Below are 16,403 nucleotides of genomic sequence, written 5' to 3'. Positions count from 1 at the left end.
TCAAACATCTGCTCGTACGGAGGCATGGAAGCCAAAACCTAGATAGCCTCCCTGACCGCACACGAGTCTCTTATATTCACTATCGGCAGATTAGAACTTTTTCTTAACGACATGATCCAAATTATCCAGCATAATTCCTGTGCCCTTGACGACACAATGCATCGGATCTTCAGCAACCAGCACCGGAACACGCAGTTCCTCGGCAAGCAGCTCGTCCAATCCGCTCAGCAACGCGCCGCCGCCAGTCAAAATAACCCCACGATCAATGATGTCTGCTGACAGTTCCGGTGGAGTCTGCTCCAATACAAACTTGGCCGCAGCCACAATCGCTGATACAGGATCTCTGAGCGCATCCTGCACTTCAGCCGCAGAAATACTTAACGTTTTAGGCAATCCGGATACCATATCCCGCCCCCGGATGTCCATTTCTGCCTGTCGTCCGCTCGGATGCACGGTACCGATGGCGATTTTAATATCTTCCGCCGTACGTTCCCCGATCAAAAGCTTGTACTTTGTTTTCACATATTTCATGATGGCGGAATCAAACTTGTCTCCTGCCATTTTAATGGAAGAAGCCGTTACTACATCCCCCATAGAGAGGACCGCAACGTCTGTTGTTCCACCACCAATATCCACAACCATATTGCCACTAGGCTCAAAAATATCCATTCCTGCCCCGATGGCAGCTGCTTTTGGCTCTTCCTCCAAAAATACTTCTTTGGCCCCGCTACGCTCCGCCGCTTCACGAATCGCTTTTTGTTCCACTGAGGTAATGTTCGTCGGCGCACAAATCAGAATACGAGGGTGGCTATACCAGCTTTTTCCCCCTACCCGATTGATAAAATATTTTAGCATCGCTTCGGTCACTTCAAAATCGGCGATGACACCGTCGCGCAGTGGACGGATGGCTATGATATTACCGGGAGTACGTCCAACCATACGGCGCGCTTCCTCTCCGACAGCCAGAACTCTTTTTGTATCGCTTTCTATTGCAACAACGGAAGGTTCGTCAAGAACAACCCCCTTCCCTTTGACGTGGATAAGCACGTTGGCCGTACCGAGGTCGATACCGATATCATTACTGAACATATTAAAAAGGCCCCCAAAGTGATATTTTAAAAAGCTGAGATTCGACAAGAAGCGGCAAATATATGTATAAACCTACGGTTACATGTCATTTTTCGATCTTGTACCATCTTTTAACATATCATACTTCAGGGGGTTGATTCAATGGCTTTGCCAGCCAATTCACTATATATTTTTAGGACTTGCCTGAAACGAGGATCTCCCTTCTTTTGCCGCTCGTTTTTTTGTACTTGATTTTCGTCGCTTCCCCTCCCCTCAGATGGCGGATGGATTTATGGTATTCGAGAATGTGCTTCACCTGATCTGCAAGGTCCGGGTTGATTTCAGGCAGCCGTTCGGTCAGATCTTTATGCACCGTGCTCTTGGAGACACCAAATTCCTTGGCAATCGTACGGACCGTATTCCTTGTTTCCACGATACAGCGACCGATTTTGATGGTCCGTTCCTTGATGTAATCGTGCACGCTCCCGCCTCCCTACTGTGGATAGTTTGGTACATTATATGAGGAGTGTGCCTATATATTCGCGGTTTGGCGGGAAGACATGCTTCGGAAGGCCTATTTATTTGGCAAAAGCAACTGATGTTGACCCCATGAACTACAAAAGCACAAGAAAAAAGCGAGGGATGATGATCCCCCGCTTTACATGAAAAGCTATGGCTGAATTTATTTTTTTGGAAGCAGACCGGTTGGATTCACTGGCTTGGCATCCTGATACACTTCAAAATGCAGATGTGTTTTCAAATCCTTTTCAAGTTCATTACGACCCGCCGAAGCGATGACATCGTTCTGTTTTACTTGATCGCCTTCTTTTACTTTCAGATCGTTCAAGCTTTGGTACACGGTTCTGAGATTGTTATCATGCGTAATTTCCACCACATTGCCTACCAGCGGGTGTTGTTCCACACGAGTCACTTTACCACTGAGGGCAGCTCTCACTTCGAACGTTTGATCATCGGCGCGGGAAAGATCAATCCCGGTGTTGGCGGTAAAGGTTTTATCGTACTCTACCATCGCAGCCGCCTGTTCGTCAGCAGTCGCGTTTTCGTCAAAGAATGGCTTTACGACCTGTACTGCGGCAGCATCCGCTACCGGCCATGCGAGATTTTCCGACTGGGCAACGACTTCCATACTTTCAGGCTGTTGTCCGGTAACATCGGTATTGATCGTTGTTGTATTCTGTACCGATGAATTAGTTGGGTCAGGTTTGAAAGACTTCTGGCTGGCATCCTGATAGACCCACACTAAAGTTAGTATAATGGCTGCTGCGGCAATGTAGGCTGCCGGGTATGCCCACCTTTTGGACAACAGCTTTTTCCACGAAGACGGCCGTGAAGCCCTTCCACCCTGAAAGGTTTTGGGTGTTTCTTCATGATTTTGGTTCTGGTTTTTATTTTGTTCACTCATTTGCTCATCACCTCAGTAACCAGTGTTACCGGGTGCAACTCTTTTATACTTCAAAGTTTTGAAAAATTTACTAACTTAGAATACGAGAGGCTTGGGCAAAGGAAACGCCCGTATAATAGTGAAGGAGAATTTGAGTGGCGGTATGTCCTTCCTTGGCCATTCCGTTAGCTCCCCATTGGCTCATACCGACACCATGTCCGTATCCGTAGGTTGTAATGGCGATCCGATTCCCTTCCGCCTTCCACGTAAATTCAGCAGAACGCAATCCCAACTTGTTTCGGATTTCCGGTCCTGTAAAAATAGTGCCTCCTACTTCGATCTGCTTGATCCGATGTCCCTTTGTCTTGGAAAGTATCCGAATTTCCGGTATACTCTCTCCTCCGGCAGAAGCGGCCATCGCCGTACGGCTCAAACCCAATCTATTAAACACAGTCTGACGGCTCAGTGTGACGGTTTCTGCATAACGGGGCGCAAGCTGCTTGTCCCATGGACTTGACACACTCCGTAAATAAGGCACAGCCTTGGCCCATACATCCTCTGAATTTTCAGTATAACCGTTACTGGTAGAAAAAAAGGAAGCGGTAATCGGCTTGCCCTCATATACCATGATCGTATCCTTGGTATCGCGTACGGCCTGCCGGATTTTGGCCAGTTCTGCGGATTTGCCAGCATGCCCCCACTCTCTATCAAGTTTGGCTTTGGAAATGTAGGCTTGGTGCTTAACCGTATCGGTCACATCCGCCCCCGCCGGAGCGCCGCTGGTGTCATCAGCCAGCAAACGGCGGGCAATGAAGGTACGCGCGGCAATGGCCTGCGCCTTCAACGCCTCGCCCTCGAAGCTGGGCGGCATTTCGGCGGCTACTACGCCGACAATGTATTGCTCCAGCGGCAGCGTCTCCGTGCGACCGGTGGACGTGACGTACACGCGCACGTCCGGCTCTGCCGCCGCTGGTACGCTGCGCGCTGGCGCGGCGGGCACCGCAGGCATGGGTGGGATGCCCGGCAGGCGTGTAACGGGCGCCTCGCCCTTCGCAACCGCTGGCGTAGCCGTGCGGTTGCCAGGCGGCAACGGCTGCGCCGTGTGGCGTGGCCACGCCAGCAGTGCGGGCACGGCCAGGGCTAGCACCAGCAGGCCCGCCATAGCCGCAGCGGGCATCCACGGGCGGTGGCGGCCCCAGCGCGGGACATGCCCGGTGGCAGGCCGCAGATACGGCAGCGGCACGGACGGCTGGCTGCCGCGCGCGTCGCGGGTCGTGGCTGCCCCGGGGGCGAGCGACGACGCCGGGATAGGGCGCTGCGCGGGAGTGACCGCCGCCGCACGTCGGGCGGTGAGGGTCACTCTGTCAGGAGCTGACGCGCCCGGAGGAACGGTCTGCTGTTGCACAGGACGTCCTGCCTGTGCAACAGCTATAGAGCCGCGGCTGTCTCCCGCAGGTGAAACCCGGCGATGTTCCTTGGCATGATGAATGGGTATACGAATACGAACCTGTGAATCTTTCATAAGCTGAAACCTCCATCAAAGGGCTAGAGTCCGGCTGGAAGCAACGATATGCTCCAGCAGATATTTTCAATCATATGAGGTCGTCCACTTTGATAGAACCCTTTTAAGAGAACTGAAAGAATGAAAAAGACAGGCTGAAAGCATAAAAAACCAAGTCCATAATGGACTTGGTTTCTCATTTGTTCGTAAATATTACAACATGTATTAGCCGCATGAGGCTATATACGCTAAAGCTTAGGCCAGGGAAGGCTGAATCTTGAACAGATTCCCTGATGCCGGTTCTGGTATGACGCGCTCAGCACTGGAAGCACCCAGCTTGGGCTCTTCAACCGTTACTCTGTAAATATCCGCGCCTAACCCGGTCAGCTTCTCAGCCAGATGAACATAACCACGGTCGATATGATGTACGCCGGAAACCTCCGTTGTACCTTCCGCAATCAGTCCAGTCAGAATCAAGGCAGCACCTGCACGCAGATCTGTTGAGGTCACTTTTGCACCTGTCAATTTAGCATTGCCGGTTACAATAGCGGAACGGCCTTCAACTTTAATCTCCGCATTCATCAGATGAAATTCATCCACATGCATAAAACGATTTTCGAATACGGTTTCCGTGATAATACTGGTTCCTTCAGCGGCAAGTTGAAGTGCCATCATCTGAGACTGCATATCCGTAGGGAAACCAGGATAAGGCAACGTTTTAACGTCAACGGCCTTTAACGGTTTATCCGAAATTACGCGAATTCCATTTTCATCCGGTTGAATGGTTACACCCATTTCTTCCATCTTGGAGATAACCGGTCCCAAATGGTCCGATATCGCGCCTTCTACATATACGTTCCCGCCTGTGATCGCAGCAGCAACCATGTAAGTACCTGCTTCTACCCGGTCGGGAATGACCGTATGCTTCACACCGTGCAGCTTTTCAACACCTTCAATGCGAATAACGCCTGTACCTGCACCGCGCACCTTGGCACCCATACCGTTCAGGAAATTCGCAAGATCAACGATCTCAGGTTCCTTGGCAGCATTTTCAATGGTGGTAATGCCCTCCGCTAGAGTAGCGGCCATCATAATATTTTCGGTCGCACCTACGCTGGCTACATCCAAATAAACTTTGGCTCCGCGTAGACGTCCGTTACTTTTAGCTTCAATAAATCCTTGGCCCAGACTAATCTCGGCGCCCAATGCCTCAAAACCCTTCAAATGCTGATCAATCGGTCGCGTACCAATTGCACATCCGCCTGGAAGCGAAATTCTTGTGTGTCCTAAACGTGTAAGCAACGGCCCCATAACCAAAAACGATGCGCGCATTTTCCTAACCCACTCGTAAGGGGCTTCACAGGAAATTATCTTCCGCGCGTCAACACGAATGACCTCGTCTTGGTATGTAACGCCTGCTCCTAAGGACTCCAGCACTTTGTTAATGGTCATCACATCGTCTAGAGGAGGTGCATCAATGATAACACTTTCTCCTTCTTCTCCTAAAAGAGAAGCGGCGATGATCGGCAGAACTGAGTTTTTGGCTCCGCTGACTTTGACACTCCCGGTCAATCTGTTGCCACCGCGGACGATAAATTTGCTCATCTATGGTTCCCTCCGCGCGTCATTTCCCTTTTCCATCATGGAAAAAAAGAACATTTTCCGCTATTTTCATGCCTTGCTTTTTCATTACATAAAAAAACAAGAATTTACTAATACCCTAACTGCCATCATAACACTGATTAAATCAAGTATACAAGCGTTTTTTACACATGACGACTATTGTGCTTCTAGCCTGCTCGACCAGCTATACACGTATAGTTCTTTTGTTTACCATTGTTGACAATATGGCACGATGTTATTCGACAATTCCCGCAGATACACAGCCATAAAGTCATATAACCCGCCCTCTTCATGTTAAAACACATTCTAAAGCATCTGGCTCCATGAGATATAGCTTAGCAGAAACCCGGACACCAGTTGTCCCAAAATAATGGCAAGAAACAAGTGCAGCAATCTGCCCTGTGGTCCCTTTGGATGCCTGATGAACAAATCCAGCTTTAAGCTCTGTAAGGCCCACCAAGCTAACGCTATACAAATGAGCGACACGATCATGGAGACTAGCGCGGTCATACTCGCCGATTGACTTAACTGTTCAGCCAATTGCTGCTTCCCGTTCATCCGTAATCCCTCCCACCTGCGTCACAGACTTCTTTATAATACTCGGCGAACGCCTAATATGCCAGTGCTAATTCTATTTTCAGGACAATTATTTCGACAAAATACGAACATTTTCTTCTGTTTCGTGAATTTAAAAGGTACTATGTACCTAGCTATTAAGCAAGAAATAGGACTGTATTTTTGGAAATCATATCTAAAAAAAGGGCTCGATCACAGTGATCGAAGGAAGGAAAAGGCTACCTCCTCTTCTTCTGCCGGAACATCATTTGGCAGAAACTATGAAGCGGTCTCCCTGTCATTTCATCCGTATACCATGCCGAACCCTTTTACAATCCAGTTAAAACCCAATATTAATTCTTATTGGTTCTGATGCTTGTTGCATTCAGACGGTTAAGTGCCCGTTGCAGGGCTACCTCCGCCCGATGATGGTCTACTTTCTCCTGCTTGCTCTGGAGCCGCAGCTCTGCCCGCTCCCTTGCCGCACGGGCACGCTCCACATCAATATCCTCGGAACGCTCCGCACTTTCAGCCAAAATGACCACTTTATCCTTGCGGACTTCAACAAAGCCCCCATTGACTGCAATCACTTCTGTCTGACCGCCAGTTTTAATACGTACCGGCGCAATCTTCAAGGGAGTGACCAAGGGAAGGTGTCCGGGTAAAATCCCGAGATCGCCTTCCGAGCCGCGAACACTGATGCTGTTTACCTGTTCTGCAAAGACCAGGCGCTCCGGCGTCACAATCTCCAACAAATACGTGCTCACTTGAATCCCTCCTGAAAGCTGCCCGCAGACAGCTCACTTCGTAAGGCTCGGCTACTCTTCGCCTGTATGCTTACAGCGTTTTGGCTTTTTCTACCGCTTCTTCGATGGCTCCTACAAAAAGGAAAGCCGCTTCTGGAAGATGATCATACTTACCTTCCAGAATTTCTTTGAAGCTTCGTACAGTTTCTTTAACCGGCACATATTTACCCGGGAAGCCGTTGAACGCTTCGGCAACGTGGAAAGGTTGGGACAAGAAACGCTGGATTTTGCGCGCACGGGCTACCAGCATTTTATCTTCTTCACTCAGCTCGTCCATACCCAAGATAGCAATGATATCCTGAAGCTCGTTATAACGGGCCAAAATTTGTTTTACACCTTGTGCTACATTATAATGCTCTTCACCCACAACTTCCGGAGACAAAATCCGGGAACTCGACGCGAGTGGATCAACCGCTGGGTAGATACCCATTTCGGAAATTTTACGCTCCAGATTTGTCGTTGCATCCAAATGGGCAAACGTTGTAGCAGGAGCCGGGTCAGTGTAGTCATCCGCAGGTACATAGATCGCCTGAATGGAAGTAACAGAACCTTTTTTAGTAGAAGTAATCCGTTCTTGCAATTGACCCATCTCAGTTGCCAGCGTAGGCTGGTAACCTACTGCCGAAGGCATACGTCCCAAGAGGGCGGAAACCTCGGAACCAGCTTGGGTAAAGCGGAAGATGTTATCAATAAAGAGTAACACGTCCCGACCTTCCTGATCACGGAAATACTCCGCCATCGTCAGACCCGTAAGGGCAACACGCAAACGCGCGCCTGGAGGCTCGTTCATTTGTCCGAACACCATCGCTGTTTTATTGATAACGCCGGAATCTCTCATTTCATGGTACAAGTCATTTCCCTCACGCGTACGTTCACCAACGCCTGCGAATACGGAAATACCACCATGTTCCTGAGCGATATTGTTAATCAATTCCTGAATGGTTACGGTCTTACCTACACCGGCACCACCAAACAATCCGACTTTACCGCCTTTGGCATAAGGAGCCAGCAGGTCAATAACTTTAATACCCGTTTCAAGCATTTCTGCTTGAGTTGTCAATTCATCGAAGGCAGGAGCCTGACGGTGAATCGGGTTTCTAGCTGCTTCACTCAAATCAGTACCATTATCAATTGGCGTTCCAAGTACGTTAAATACGCGTCCTAGAGTTGCTTCACCGACAGGTACCGAAATAGGTGCTCCCTGATCGATTGCTTCAACTCCACGAACCAGACCATCCGTGGAAGACATGGCAATACAACGCACACGGTTGTCACCAAGGTGTTTCGATGCTTCAAGCGTCAGGTCAACTTTGACTCCGTTCTCCAGCACAGTCCCAATATGAATGGCATTCAGGATTTCTGGAAGCTGTCCGCGTTCAAACTCAACGTCGACAACCGGACCCATGATGCTCACTACGCGTCCTTTGTTCATCTTTTGGTTTCCCTCCTACAAGCTTGCACAGCCGCAAATCCGAACTACACGATTTGTTTTGCGCCCGCAAATTATCATATTAGTATAGGACCAGCTATACAGCAGTCCGCAAAAAAAGCCCATTAAGACTGGGCACTTGCCCCTGCCACGATTTCCGTAATTTCCTGGGTAATAGCCGCTTGACGAGCACGGTTATAGGTCAGCGACAGCTCACCAATCAGCTTCGTAGCATTTTTAGTTGCAGATCCCATTGCTGTCATTTTTGCTCCCAGCTCACTCGCCTTACCGTTCAGCAAAGCACCATAGATGAGTGTTTCCGCGTATCGCGGCAACAGCACTTCCAGCACTCCTTCCGGTGACGGCTCATACTCATAGTTAATCGAGGATGCAGCAGCAGCGGAATCCGGCGTCGCCATAGGCAACAGACGGTCAACGGTTGGAATCTGAGTCAATGCATTAACAAAGCGGTTATAGCATAGATACAGCTCATCAAATTCTTTGAGCTCAAAACCCTGCACAGCTTTGTTGGCAATCATCTTGATATCTGCAAAAGCAGGTGTATCCGACAGATCTGTTACCGACTCGGCAATAGGAAACTCGCGGCGTCTGAAATAGTCCCGTCCTTTTCGTCCAATAATGAAAATTGTAAATTCATCCTGTGAACGGTGACGTTCCGCAATTGTCTGTGTAACCTGCCGCAAAATGTTGGCATTATAACCACCAGCCAGACCACGATCAGATGTAATGATGAGATATGCCGTCTTTTTGACCGGACGCGATTCCAGCATCGGGTGCTTAACGTTGTTTGACCCCGCAGCAATACTGGTCACAACTTCCCTAAGCTTTTCCGAATAAGGACGAGCCGCCTCAGCCTTCTCCTGAGCTTTTCTAAGCTTGGATGCAGCTACCATCTCCATCGCTTTCGTAATCTGCTTCGTACTCTGCACACTTTTGATCTGACGTTTAATCTCGCGCATACCTTTTGCCATGATTTCACCACCTTCAAGCTTTGGCAAAGCCAAAGCTACTTCGTAAGCATTCACTTAGCTTTGACAAAGTCAAAGCTAAGTCCGTAAACCGGTTCTGGATATCCGGCTGTCCATGATGAAGGACGGTCCAGCCGGACTAATCATAAAGGGCCTGTTATTGAGGATAAAACATGCCAAGGAAGCCACAGCCCGGAGGGCACGCTTCCTTAGGACACTTCTCGTCATAAACTGGCAAATTCCAATGTATTAAACCGACGTGGCAAATGATTTTTTGAATTTCTCGATAGCTGCTTTGAGAGCCGCATCGTTATCAGGTACCAAGTCTTTTGTATCACGAATAGATTGAAGAATATCTTGATGATCAGACTCCATATAAGAAAGGAAGTCTTTCTCAAAACGTTTCACGTCTGCTACAGGAATATCATCCAGGAAGCCTTTTACCGCAGTGTACAAGCTCACAACCTGTTGCTCTACAGCCAGCGGCTGGTTAACACCCTGTTTCAAAATTTCCATCATACGCGCACCGCGATCCAGACGAGCTTTAGTGGACTTGTCCAAATCAGAACCGAATTGGGAGAACGCTTGAAGCTCACGATATTGGGCGAGGTCCAAACGCAGGGAACCTGCAACCTTTTTCATCGCTTTGATCTGAGCCGAACCACCTACACGCGATACAGAAATACCTACGTTAATCGCCGGACGTTGTCCTGCATAGAACAAGTCAGCTTCGAGGAAGATTTGTCCGTCTGTGATGGAAATAACGTTCGTTGGAATATAGGCAGATACGTCGGAAGCCTGTGTTTCGATGAATGGCAACGCAGTCAGCGATCCGCCGCCTAACTCATCATTCAGCTTCGCTGCACGTTCCAGCAAGCGGGAATGCAGATAGAAAACGTCACCTGGGTATGCCTCACGGCCCGGTGGACGACGCAGCAACAGGGAAAGTTCCCGGTAAGCTGACGCTTGTTTGGTCAAGTCATCGTATACAACCAACACGTGCTCGCCTTTGTACATAAAGTACTCACCCATAGCGCAGCCAGAGTAAGGTGCGATATAGAGCAATGGTGATGGGTCGGAAGCTGCCGCTGTAACGACAATCGTATATTCCAAAGCACCATGACGACGCAAGGTTTCAACGACTTGAGCTACCGTAGATTGCTTTTGGCCGATGGCAACATAAATACATTTCATGCCGCTGCCTTTTTGATTCAAAATCGCGTCAATCGCAATAGAGGTTTTACCTGTTTGACGGTCACCGATGATCAGCTCGCGTTGACCGCGACCAATCGGAACCATCGCATCAATAGCTTTAATCCCCGTCTGCATTGGCTCATGTACCGATTTACGGGCCATAACGCCTGGAGCCTGGCTTTCTACCGGACGGAATTCCGTTGTAGCAATCGGGCCTTTACCGTCTACTGGTTGTCCCAGCGGATTAACAACACGTCCGATCAATGCTTCCCCTACAGGAACCTGCATGATCTGACCTGTACGTTTCACTTGGCCGCCTTCACGGATATCGGAGAATTGACCGAGAATAACAACACCGACATTGCTTTCTTCCACGTTGAGCGCCAAGCCCAAAACGCCGTTTTCGAATTCAACCAATTCACCGGACATGACTTTTTCTAGTCCGTAGACGCGGGCAATACCGTCGCCGACTTCAACAACAGTGCCGACTTCAACGACCTCGATATCATTTTTATATTGTTCAATCTGACTTTTAATCAATGAACTGATTTCTTCAGGTTTGATACTCAAGTGTGTTCACCCCTATCTTCTATACTCGTCTGTTAAAGGATTTCTCGAGACGATCCAGCTTGCCGGCCAGACTGCCGTCGTACAGTGTATCGCCGATAACCACTTTCAATCCGCCCAGCAGACTCGGGTCCACTATGTTTTCCACACGGATTGTTTTATGTTCACGGGCTCCGAATTGCTCGGCTACCGCTGTTTTTTCCTGCTCACTGAGCGCATAAGTGGAATACACCTTTGCATGGGCAAGGCCCAGCTTGTACTCCTGAATATCGAGGTATCCAGCGAGAAGAGATTCGAACAAATCTGCTCTGCTGCGCTGGATCAACAGCTTAATCGTGTTGATCAGTGGGGCAGACAGCTTGCTCTCAAAACTGTTAGCCAGAACCTGAAGCTTGACCGCTTCCGTAATGTTAGGAGAGTTGATGAACTTACGGATTTCAGCATCCCCGGAGACAGCTTCTACAAAAGCACGCAGCTCTTGCTCGGTCTCCATAATGGTTTGCTCTTGCTCCGCCACTTCAAACAAAGCTTTCGCATACCGTTTGGCAACTACCGTATCCCGGCTCATGCTTTGCCTCCTACCTCTTTAAGGTACTGGTCGACAAGCTCTCCCTGGACTTGGTCTTCCTTGATTTCTTTTTGAATCAGCTTGGAAGCGATTTGTACTGAAGCCCGGCCCACTTCGCTGCGCAGCTCGGCAACTGCCTTATTGCGCTCGCTTGTGATCTCACGAACAGCTTCGTCTTTCAGGCGGACAGCTTCGTCCTTGGCCTGAACAATAATTTGCTCCGCTTGCTTGCTACCTGTTTGTTTCGACTGCTCAATAATATCGTAGGCTTCTTTACGTGCCTGTTGGAGAGCCTGCTTTTGCTCCTCAACATAGGCAGTAGCCTGTTCACGCGTCTGTGCCGCTTCATTCATTTGCTTCAAAACAAGCTCTCGCCGCTTCTCCATAATTGAAAAGAGGGGGCCAAATGCATAACGGGTCAGCAACCAGTACAAGATCAAAAATGCAATTATAGTAAAAACGATACTTGTCCAATTTAAACTCAATTGAAGTCACTCCTTTCCGGTGAACGTCAGTCCTGGATCTTTCATTCTTCAAACGAACAAAGAAGGCGCGGATGGCTGTGCCTTCCCCGCCAAACCTTGCTTCCATTCAATTAAGCTGCTGCGTAGAAAATGAATGCCAGAACGACACCGATGATTGGCAGTGCTTCGACCAGACCTACACCGATAAACATGACGGTTTGCAATGAAGCTTTTGCTTCTGGCTGACGAGCGATACCTTCAACTGTTTTACTTACGATCAGACCGTTACCAATACCTGCGCCGAGCGCACCCAAACCTACTGCGATAGCTGCTGCTATTAATGCCCAAGCTCCCATTTTAAAAATCCTCCTTAGAGATGTGTATTTGTGTTGTACATGTATTTGCAGTTAAGAGCGAAGCGCACTCCTGAACTTAACTAAAAACCGGAAACTGAAAATTACCTAATGCTCTTCTTCATGTGTATCGATTGCCTGTGAAATATACACGAACGTCAAAATGGTAAAGACGAACGCCTGGATACTGCCGACAAAGATACTGAATCCTTGCCATACAATCAGCCCCAATACGGAAGCAATCCATCCTCCAAAGCCAATTGCTGTCAATTTCAGCAGCACACTAATCAAAACCTCGCCGGCAAAGATATTACCGAATAGACGCATACCATGTGTCAAAAGTTTCGAGAACTGCTCAATCAGGTTAATTGGCAAAAAGAAAGGGAATGGCTGAATGTAATGCTTGAAGTATGCTTTGGTGTTACGGAAGATTCCCAGGAAATGAACCAGCACAAAGATCATCAATGCCAGACCAATGGACACTCCTGCATCTGCGGTAGGTGATTTCCACCAGCTGACACCCACGTGGGCAGGTTCGCCCGGATGAGCCGCCTGTGCTTGTTCTAATGCTTCCTTGACTGGAATGATTTGGTGTCCAAATACTTGGGCACTTTGCGTATTATCGAAATCGGTCACAATACCGAATGGTAAGCCCAGCATATTTCCGACAAAAATGAACATGATCAGCGTCATCCCCAAGGAGAGGAATGGCTTGCCTTTTTTCAAATCCATCGTGCTGGTAATCAGTCCTTGAACGAATTCTACGACCCATTCCATAAAGTTTTGCAGCTTGCTTGGATTGTCCACAGACAAATTGCGGGTTGCAACAAAAGCCAGTCCAAATACAATCGCGCAAGTTACAAAAAGCATAATAATGACGGACAAGTCAATGTTAAACCCGCCCAATTCGATAATCGGTGATTCATGCAACATGTTTTCTCACCCCTTTCTCAGTTGAGCCATCATTTTTCCTGAAGCACGAATATGATGCCTATAATTAAAAGAAGAAATTGTCCAGTCACCAGGCTTGCCATTACAGCGATCTCATGGAAATAGGCCGGGAATTCTATCGCCAGCACCACCGCCAAAATAGAGGTCGCTACACGAACTCCAAAGCCGATGCCCACCCTTTTCTTCTTGCCTTCACCGGCGGCCGCACTCGCAACCTGTCGAATTTTGTAGGCCATATGCAGCACATTAAGACAGCTTACTCCCGTTCCCAGAATGATTCCGTGAGCAATGTCACGATGTTGGGGCATGAAGGCGGAGACCAGGAAACACAGAGCCATAATACAAAGCGCTACGATCCATAACATTTTTTGCATTCGGGTCATCTCACTCATGGTTATCCCTCAATACCTTTCCGATCACAAGGGCAATACTCAATGCGCCTACAACCAAGCCTGCGAGAACGCTTACGCCAATCCAAATTCCGGAACCACCAAGTTTGGCGTCTAGCCACTTTCCGGCATAAAAACCACCCAGTGTGCACACGGCTAAATCAATGCCGATAGCGCTCACCAGTCCAATTGCCTTGAAGGCATTTCCGGTGTTATTTCGGTTGTTGTTTTGCTTGGAAGGTTTGACCACTTTTCCATGTCACCCCTGCAATTCCAGTCCATTTTACTTAAATATAAGATGCTTTGTCAATTGAGATATTTTAGCGCCCTAAAGTATAGAATCAGTCAACAAAGCATCTTAAAATGCCGTATCCCTTGGTAACCGTACAGTTTAACTGTATGCTTGCCTTGTAAAGGATTATTATGTCGTGCGAACACCTTTTGTGAACATTGTGTGAAATTCTTCAGGACGTTCAGATTGAACACCATAATGGTGCAAAATCGCATTGACAATTCTTACCGATGCTTGTCCATCACCATAAGGATTTGCTGCCTGACTCATAGACTCATATAAAGCAGAATCCGTCAAAAGAGCCTTGGTTCGATTGTAGACGTTCTCTTCATTCGTACCCACCAGCTCCAGTGTGCCCGCTTCAATACCTTCCGGTCTTTCAGTCGTATCGCGCAGTACCAGTACAGGCACGCCGAATGAAGGGGCTTCCTCCTGAAGACCACCAGAATCAGTAAGAATGAGATGAGTGTGCGGATAAAAATTGTGTAAATCCACCACATCCAGCGGATCAATCAGTTTAATACGCGGATGGTTGCCTAAAATCTCAAATGCAGGCTCCTTCACAGCCGGACTTGGATGAACGGGATACACAATAGCAATATCCTCAAACTCGTCCGCGATCCGTTTGACCGCACTAAAAATTTGGCGATGTGGTTCCCCCTGGGACTCCCGACGGTGTGCCGTCATCAGAATCAGACGCTTGCCTTTAGCCCATTCCAACACCGGATGCTCGTAATCCTGGCGAACTGTGTACTGAAATACGTCAGTCACTGTATTGCCTGTTACATATATTCGCGGTTCAGGTTTATTTTCCTTCCGCAAATTTCCAGCCGATAAAGATGTAGGAGAAAAATGAAGATCAGACAGTACTCCTGTCAGTTGACGGTTCATTTCCTCAGGGTATGGAGATAGTTTGTTCCACGTCCGCAAGCCCGCTTCCACATGCCCCACTTCGATCTGCTGCATAAAGGCCGCATAGCTGGCCAGGAAAGTCGTCAGCGTATCGCCGTGAACGAGTACAATATCCGGCTTTGCCTCACGTAATACAGGCTCTAAACCTTGAAGCACACGGATCGAAATTTCATTAAGCGTCTGACGATCCTTCATCACATCCAGATCATAGTCAGGGTGAATATTAAATACTTCCAGAACCTGATCGAGCATTTGGCGATGTTGAGCCGTTACGCATACTACAGACTCGATATGCTCGGGGTGACGTTGAAGCTCCAAAATAAGAGGAGCCATCTTAATCGCTTCCGGACGCACGCCAAAAATAGTCATCACTTTGATTTTGGACATTTTCTGTTGAACCCCTTTTCAAAATAAACGCCCGACTCCAAGATCGTTCTCCTATGAAAAACGACTTGTTCGTAACGCCCATATATTATACCGAATGACCAGAGGCCGTTTACTTGGTTCCGTACAAACGGTCTCCCGCGTCACCAAGACCAGGAATAATGTAGCCGTGATCATCCAGACGCTCGTCCAGTGCAGCAACATAAATATCTACATCGGGGTGGGCATCCTGAACAGCCTTGACTCCCTCGGGAGCGGCAATCAAATTCATCATTTTAATTTGGGTGCAGCCTCTCTTTTTCAACACATCAATAGCCGCGATCGCCGAGCCGCCTGTTGCCAGCATCGGATCAATCACGATCAATTCACGCTCAGTCACGTCTGTAGGCAGCTTCGTATAGTATTCCACAGGCTGCAATGTCTCGGGATCACGGAACAGTCCCACATGCCCTACCTTTGCTGCCGGCAGCAGTTTGACAACGCCATCCAGCATACCCAGGCCTGCGCGCAGGATTGGAATGAGGCCCAGCATACGACCGGAAATCACTTTACCTTCCGTCTCAGCAACCGGTGTCTGCACCGTAATGCTTTCCAGCGGGATATCCCGCGTAATTTCATAAGCCATCAATGTTGCTACTTCATCCACCAGTTCGCGGAAATCCTTGGTGTTGGTCCGCACATCGCGGATAAATGTAAGTTTGTGTTGGATCAAAGGGTGATCACAAACCACCAGTTTTGCCATGATATATTCCCTCCGGTATTATCGTCACGTTCTTTCGCACCAGAATATTGAACATCCTGTATGGAAAGGATCTATGTAACCTATTTGTACAAACCAAATAAGCACAGATGCAATGCGTGCCTGTAAATCCTGTTTATTATAACATTCCCTTGATTGATTTAACACCTGCCACCGCAACCTTTTGTCAAGAGGAAGATATGACAGGTAAAAAGCA

General features: G+C 48.4%; 18 protein-coding genes. All 18 read right to left on the bottom strand.

The genetic code is table 11. The features are described 5' to 3' along the window. Positions 1-90 precede the first annotated feature (90 nt). The 18 genes from ACQ4MX_RS17810 to upp all read right to left on the bottom strand — a co-directional run bounded on the left by ACQ4MX_RS17810 (position 91) and on the right by upp (position 16,189). On the bottom strand, positions 91-1,089 hold the full coding sequence (locus ACQ4MX_RS17810; protein WP_044646231.1) for a rod shape-determining protein: 999 nt from the start codon (positions 1,087-1,089) through the stop codon (positions 91-93). 172 nt (positions 1,090-1,261) lie between these two features. Then, positions 1,262-1,549 (bottom strand): sporulation transcriptional regulator SpoIIID, encoded by a 288-nt coding sequence (spoIIID, locus tag ACQ4MX_RS17805; protein WP_007432737.1) that lies wholly within the window; start codon positions 1,547-1,549, stop codon positions 1,262-1,264. A gap of 201 nt (positions 1,550-1,750) precedes the next feature. Further along, positions 1,751-2,491: a M23 family metallopeptidase gene (locus ACQ4MX_RS17800; RefSeq protein WP_134912168.1), complete on the bottom strand. Its 741-nt coding sequence runs from the start codon at positions 2,489-2,491 to the stop codon at positions 1,751-1,753. 70 nt (positions 2,492-2,561) lie between these two features. Continuing rightward, positions 2,562-3,992, bottom strand: a complete 1,431-nt coding sequence (gene spoIID / locus ACQ4MX_RS17795; protein ID WP_431086374.1) for a stage II sporulation protein D — start codon at positions 3,990-3,992, stop codon at positions 2,562-2,564. A 234-nt stretch (positions 3,993-4,226) separates the two neighbouring features. Then, positions 4,227-5,576 (bottom strand): UDP-N-acetylglucosamine 1-carboxyvinyltransferase, encoded by a 1,350-nt coding sequence (murA, locus tag ACQ4MX_RS17790; RefSeq protein WP_134912166.1) that lies wholly within the window; start codon positions 5,574-5,576, stop codon positions 4,227-4,229. 324 nt (positions 5,577-5,900) lie between these two features. Continuing rightward, positions 5,901-6,152 carry a DUF1146 family protein gene (locus ACQ4MX_RS17785; RefSeq protein ID WP_025683770.1) on the bottom strand — a complete coding sequence of 84 codons (252 nt, stop codon included), beginning with the start codon at positions 6,150-6,152 and terminating at the stop codon, positions 5,901-5,903. A 350-nt stretch (positions 6,153-6,502) separates the two neighbouring features. Then, positions 6,503-6,916, bottom strand: a complete 414-nt coding sequence (locus tag ACQ4MX_RS17780) for a F0F1 ATP synthase subunit epsilon (RefSeq protein WP_025683771.1) — start codon at positions 6,914-6,916, stop codon at positions 6,503-6,505. Between the two features lie 70 nt (positions 6,917-6,986). Next, positions 6,987-8,387, bottom strand: coding sequence for a F0F1 ATP synthase subunit beta (atpD, locus tag ACQ4MX_RS17775; RefSeq protein ID WP_431086371.1), 1,401 nt, complete (start codon positions 8,385-8,387; stop codon positions 6,987-6,989). A 122-nt stretch (positions 8,388-8,509) separates the two neighbouring features. Beyond that, positions 8,510-9,376 (bottom strand): ATP synthase F1 subunit gamma, encoded by an 867-nt coding sequence (gene atpG, locus ACQ4MX_RS17770; RefSeq protein WP_149095560.1) that lies wholly within the window; start codon positions 9,374-9,376, stop codon positions 8,510-8,512. Positions 9,377-9,622: 246 nt separating this feature from the next. Continuing rightward, the gene (gene atpA / locus ACQ4MX_RS17765; RefSeq protein WP_025683774.1) at positions 9,623-11,137 is read right to left on the bottom strand and encodes a F0F1 ATP synthase subunit alpha; all 1,515 of its coding nucleotides are present in this window, start codon (positions 11,135-11,137) and stop codon (positions 9,623-9,625) included. Positions 11,138-11,156: 19 nt separating this feature from the next. Then, positions 11,157-11,702, bottom strand: a complete 546-nt coding sequence (locus ACQ4MX_RS17760) for a F0F1 ATP synthase subunit delta (RefSeq protein ID WP_044646223.1) — start codon at positions 11,700-11,702, stop codon at positions 11,157-11,159. Beyond that, positions 11,699-12,187: a F0F1 ATP synthase subunit B gene (gene atpF / locus ACQ4MX_RS17755; protein WP_044646222.1), complete on the bottom strand. Its 489-nt coding sequence runs from the start codon at positions 12,185-12,187 to the stop codon at positions 11,699-11,701. Before atpF ends, ACQ4MX_RS17760 begins: the two co-directional genes overlap by 4 nt. A 110-nt stretch (positions 12,188-12,297) precedes the next feature. After that, positions 12,298-12,522 carry a F0F1 ATP synthase subunit C gene (atpE, locus tag ACQ4MX_RS17750; RefSeq protein ID WP_014278475.1) on the bottom strand — a complete coding sequence of 75 codons (225 nt, stop codon included), beginning with the start codon at positions 12,520-12,522 and terminating at the stop codon, positions 12,298-12,300. 105 nt (positions 12,523-12,627) lie between these two features. Further along, positions 12,628-13,452, bottom strand: a complete 825-nt coding sequence (atpB, locus tag ACQ4MX_RS17745) for a F0F1 ATP synthase subunit A (RefSeq protein WP_431086366.1) — start codon at positions 13,450-13,452, stop codon at positions 12,628-12,630. A 29-nt stretch (positions 13,453-13,481) separates the two neighbouring features. After that, positions 13,482-13,862 (bottom strand): ATP synthase subunit I, encoded by a 381-nt coding sequence (locus tag ACQ4MX_RS17740; protein WP_431086364.1) that lies wholly within the window; start codon positions 13,860-13,862, stop codon positions 13,482-13,484. Then, positions 13,855-14,109, bottom strand: a complete 255-nt coding sequence (locus tag ACQ4MX_RS17735) for an AtpZ/AtpI family protein (RefSeq protein ID WP_025683780.1) — start codon at positions 14,107-14,109, stop codon at positions 13,855-13,857. Before ACQ4MX_RS17735 ends, ACQ4MX_RS17740 begins: the two co-directional genes overlap by 8 nt. 171 nt (positions 14,110-14,280) lie before the next feature. Then, positions 14,281-15,450, bottom strand: coding sequence for a non-hydrolyzing UDP-N-acetylglucosamine 2-epimerase (wecB, locus tag ACQ4MX_RS17730; protein ID WP_431086362.1), 1,170 nt, complete (start codon positions 15,448-15,450; stop codon positions 14,281-14,283). A 109-nt stretch (positions 15,451-15,559) separates the two neighbouring features. Then, positions 15,560-16,189 (bottom strand): uracil phosphoribosyltransferase, encoded by a 630-nt coding sequence (gene upp / locus ACQ4MX_RS17725; protein ID WP_013312332.1) that lies wholly within the window; start codon positions 16,187-16,189, stop codon positions 15,560-15,562. Positions 16,190-16,403 lie beyond the last annotated feature (214 nt).

Origin of the sequence: Paenibacillus sp. 8b26, from assembly GCF_050626875.1 — a bacterium.
Lineage (GTDB): Bacteria > Bacillota > Bacilli > Paenibacillales > Paenibacillaceae > Paenibacillus.
The sequence above is the reverse complement of the archived record's forward strand: the minus strand, read 5'-3'. Positions and strand labels throughout refer to the sequence as shown.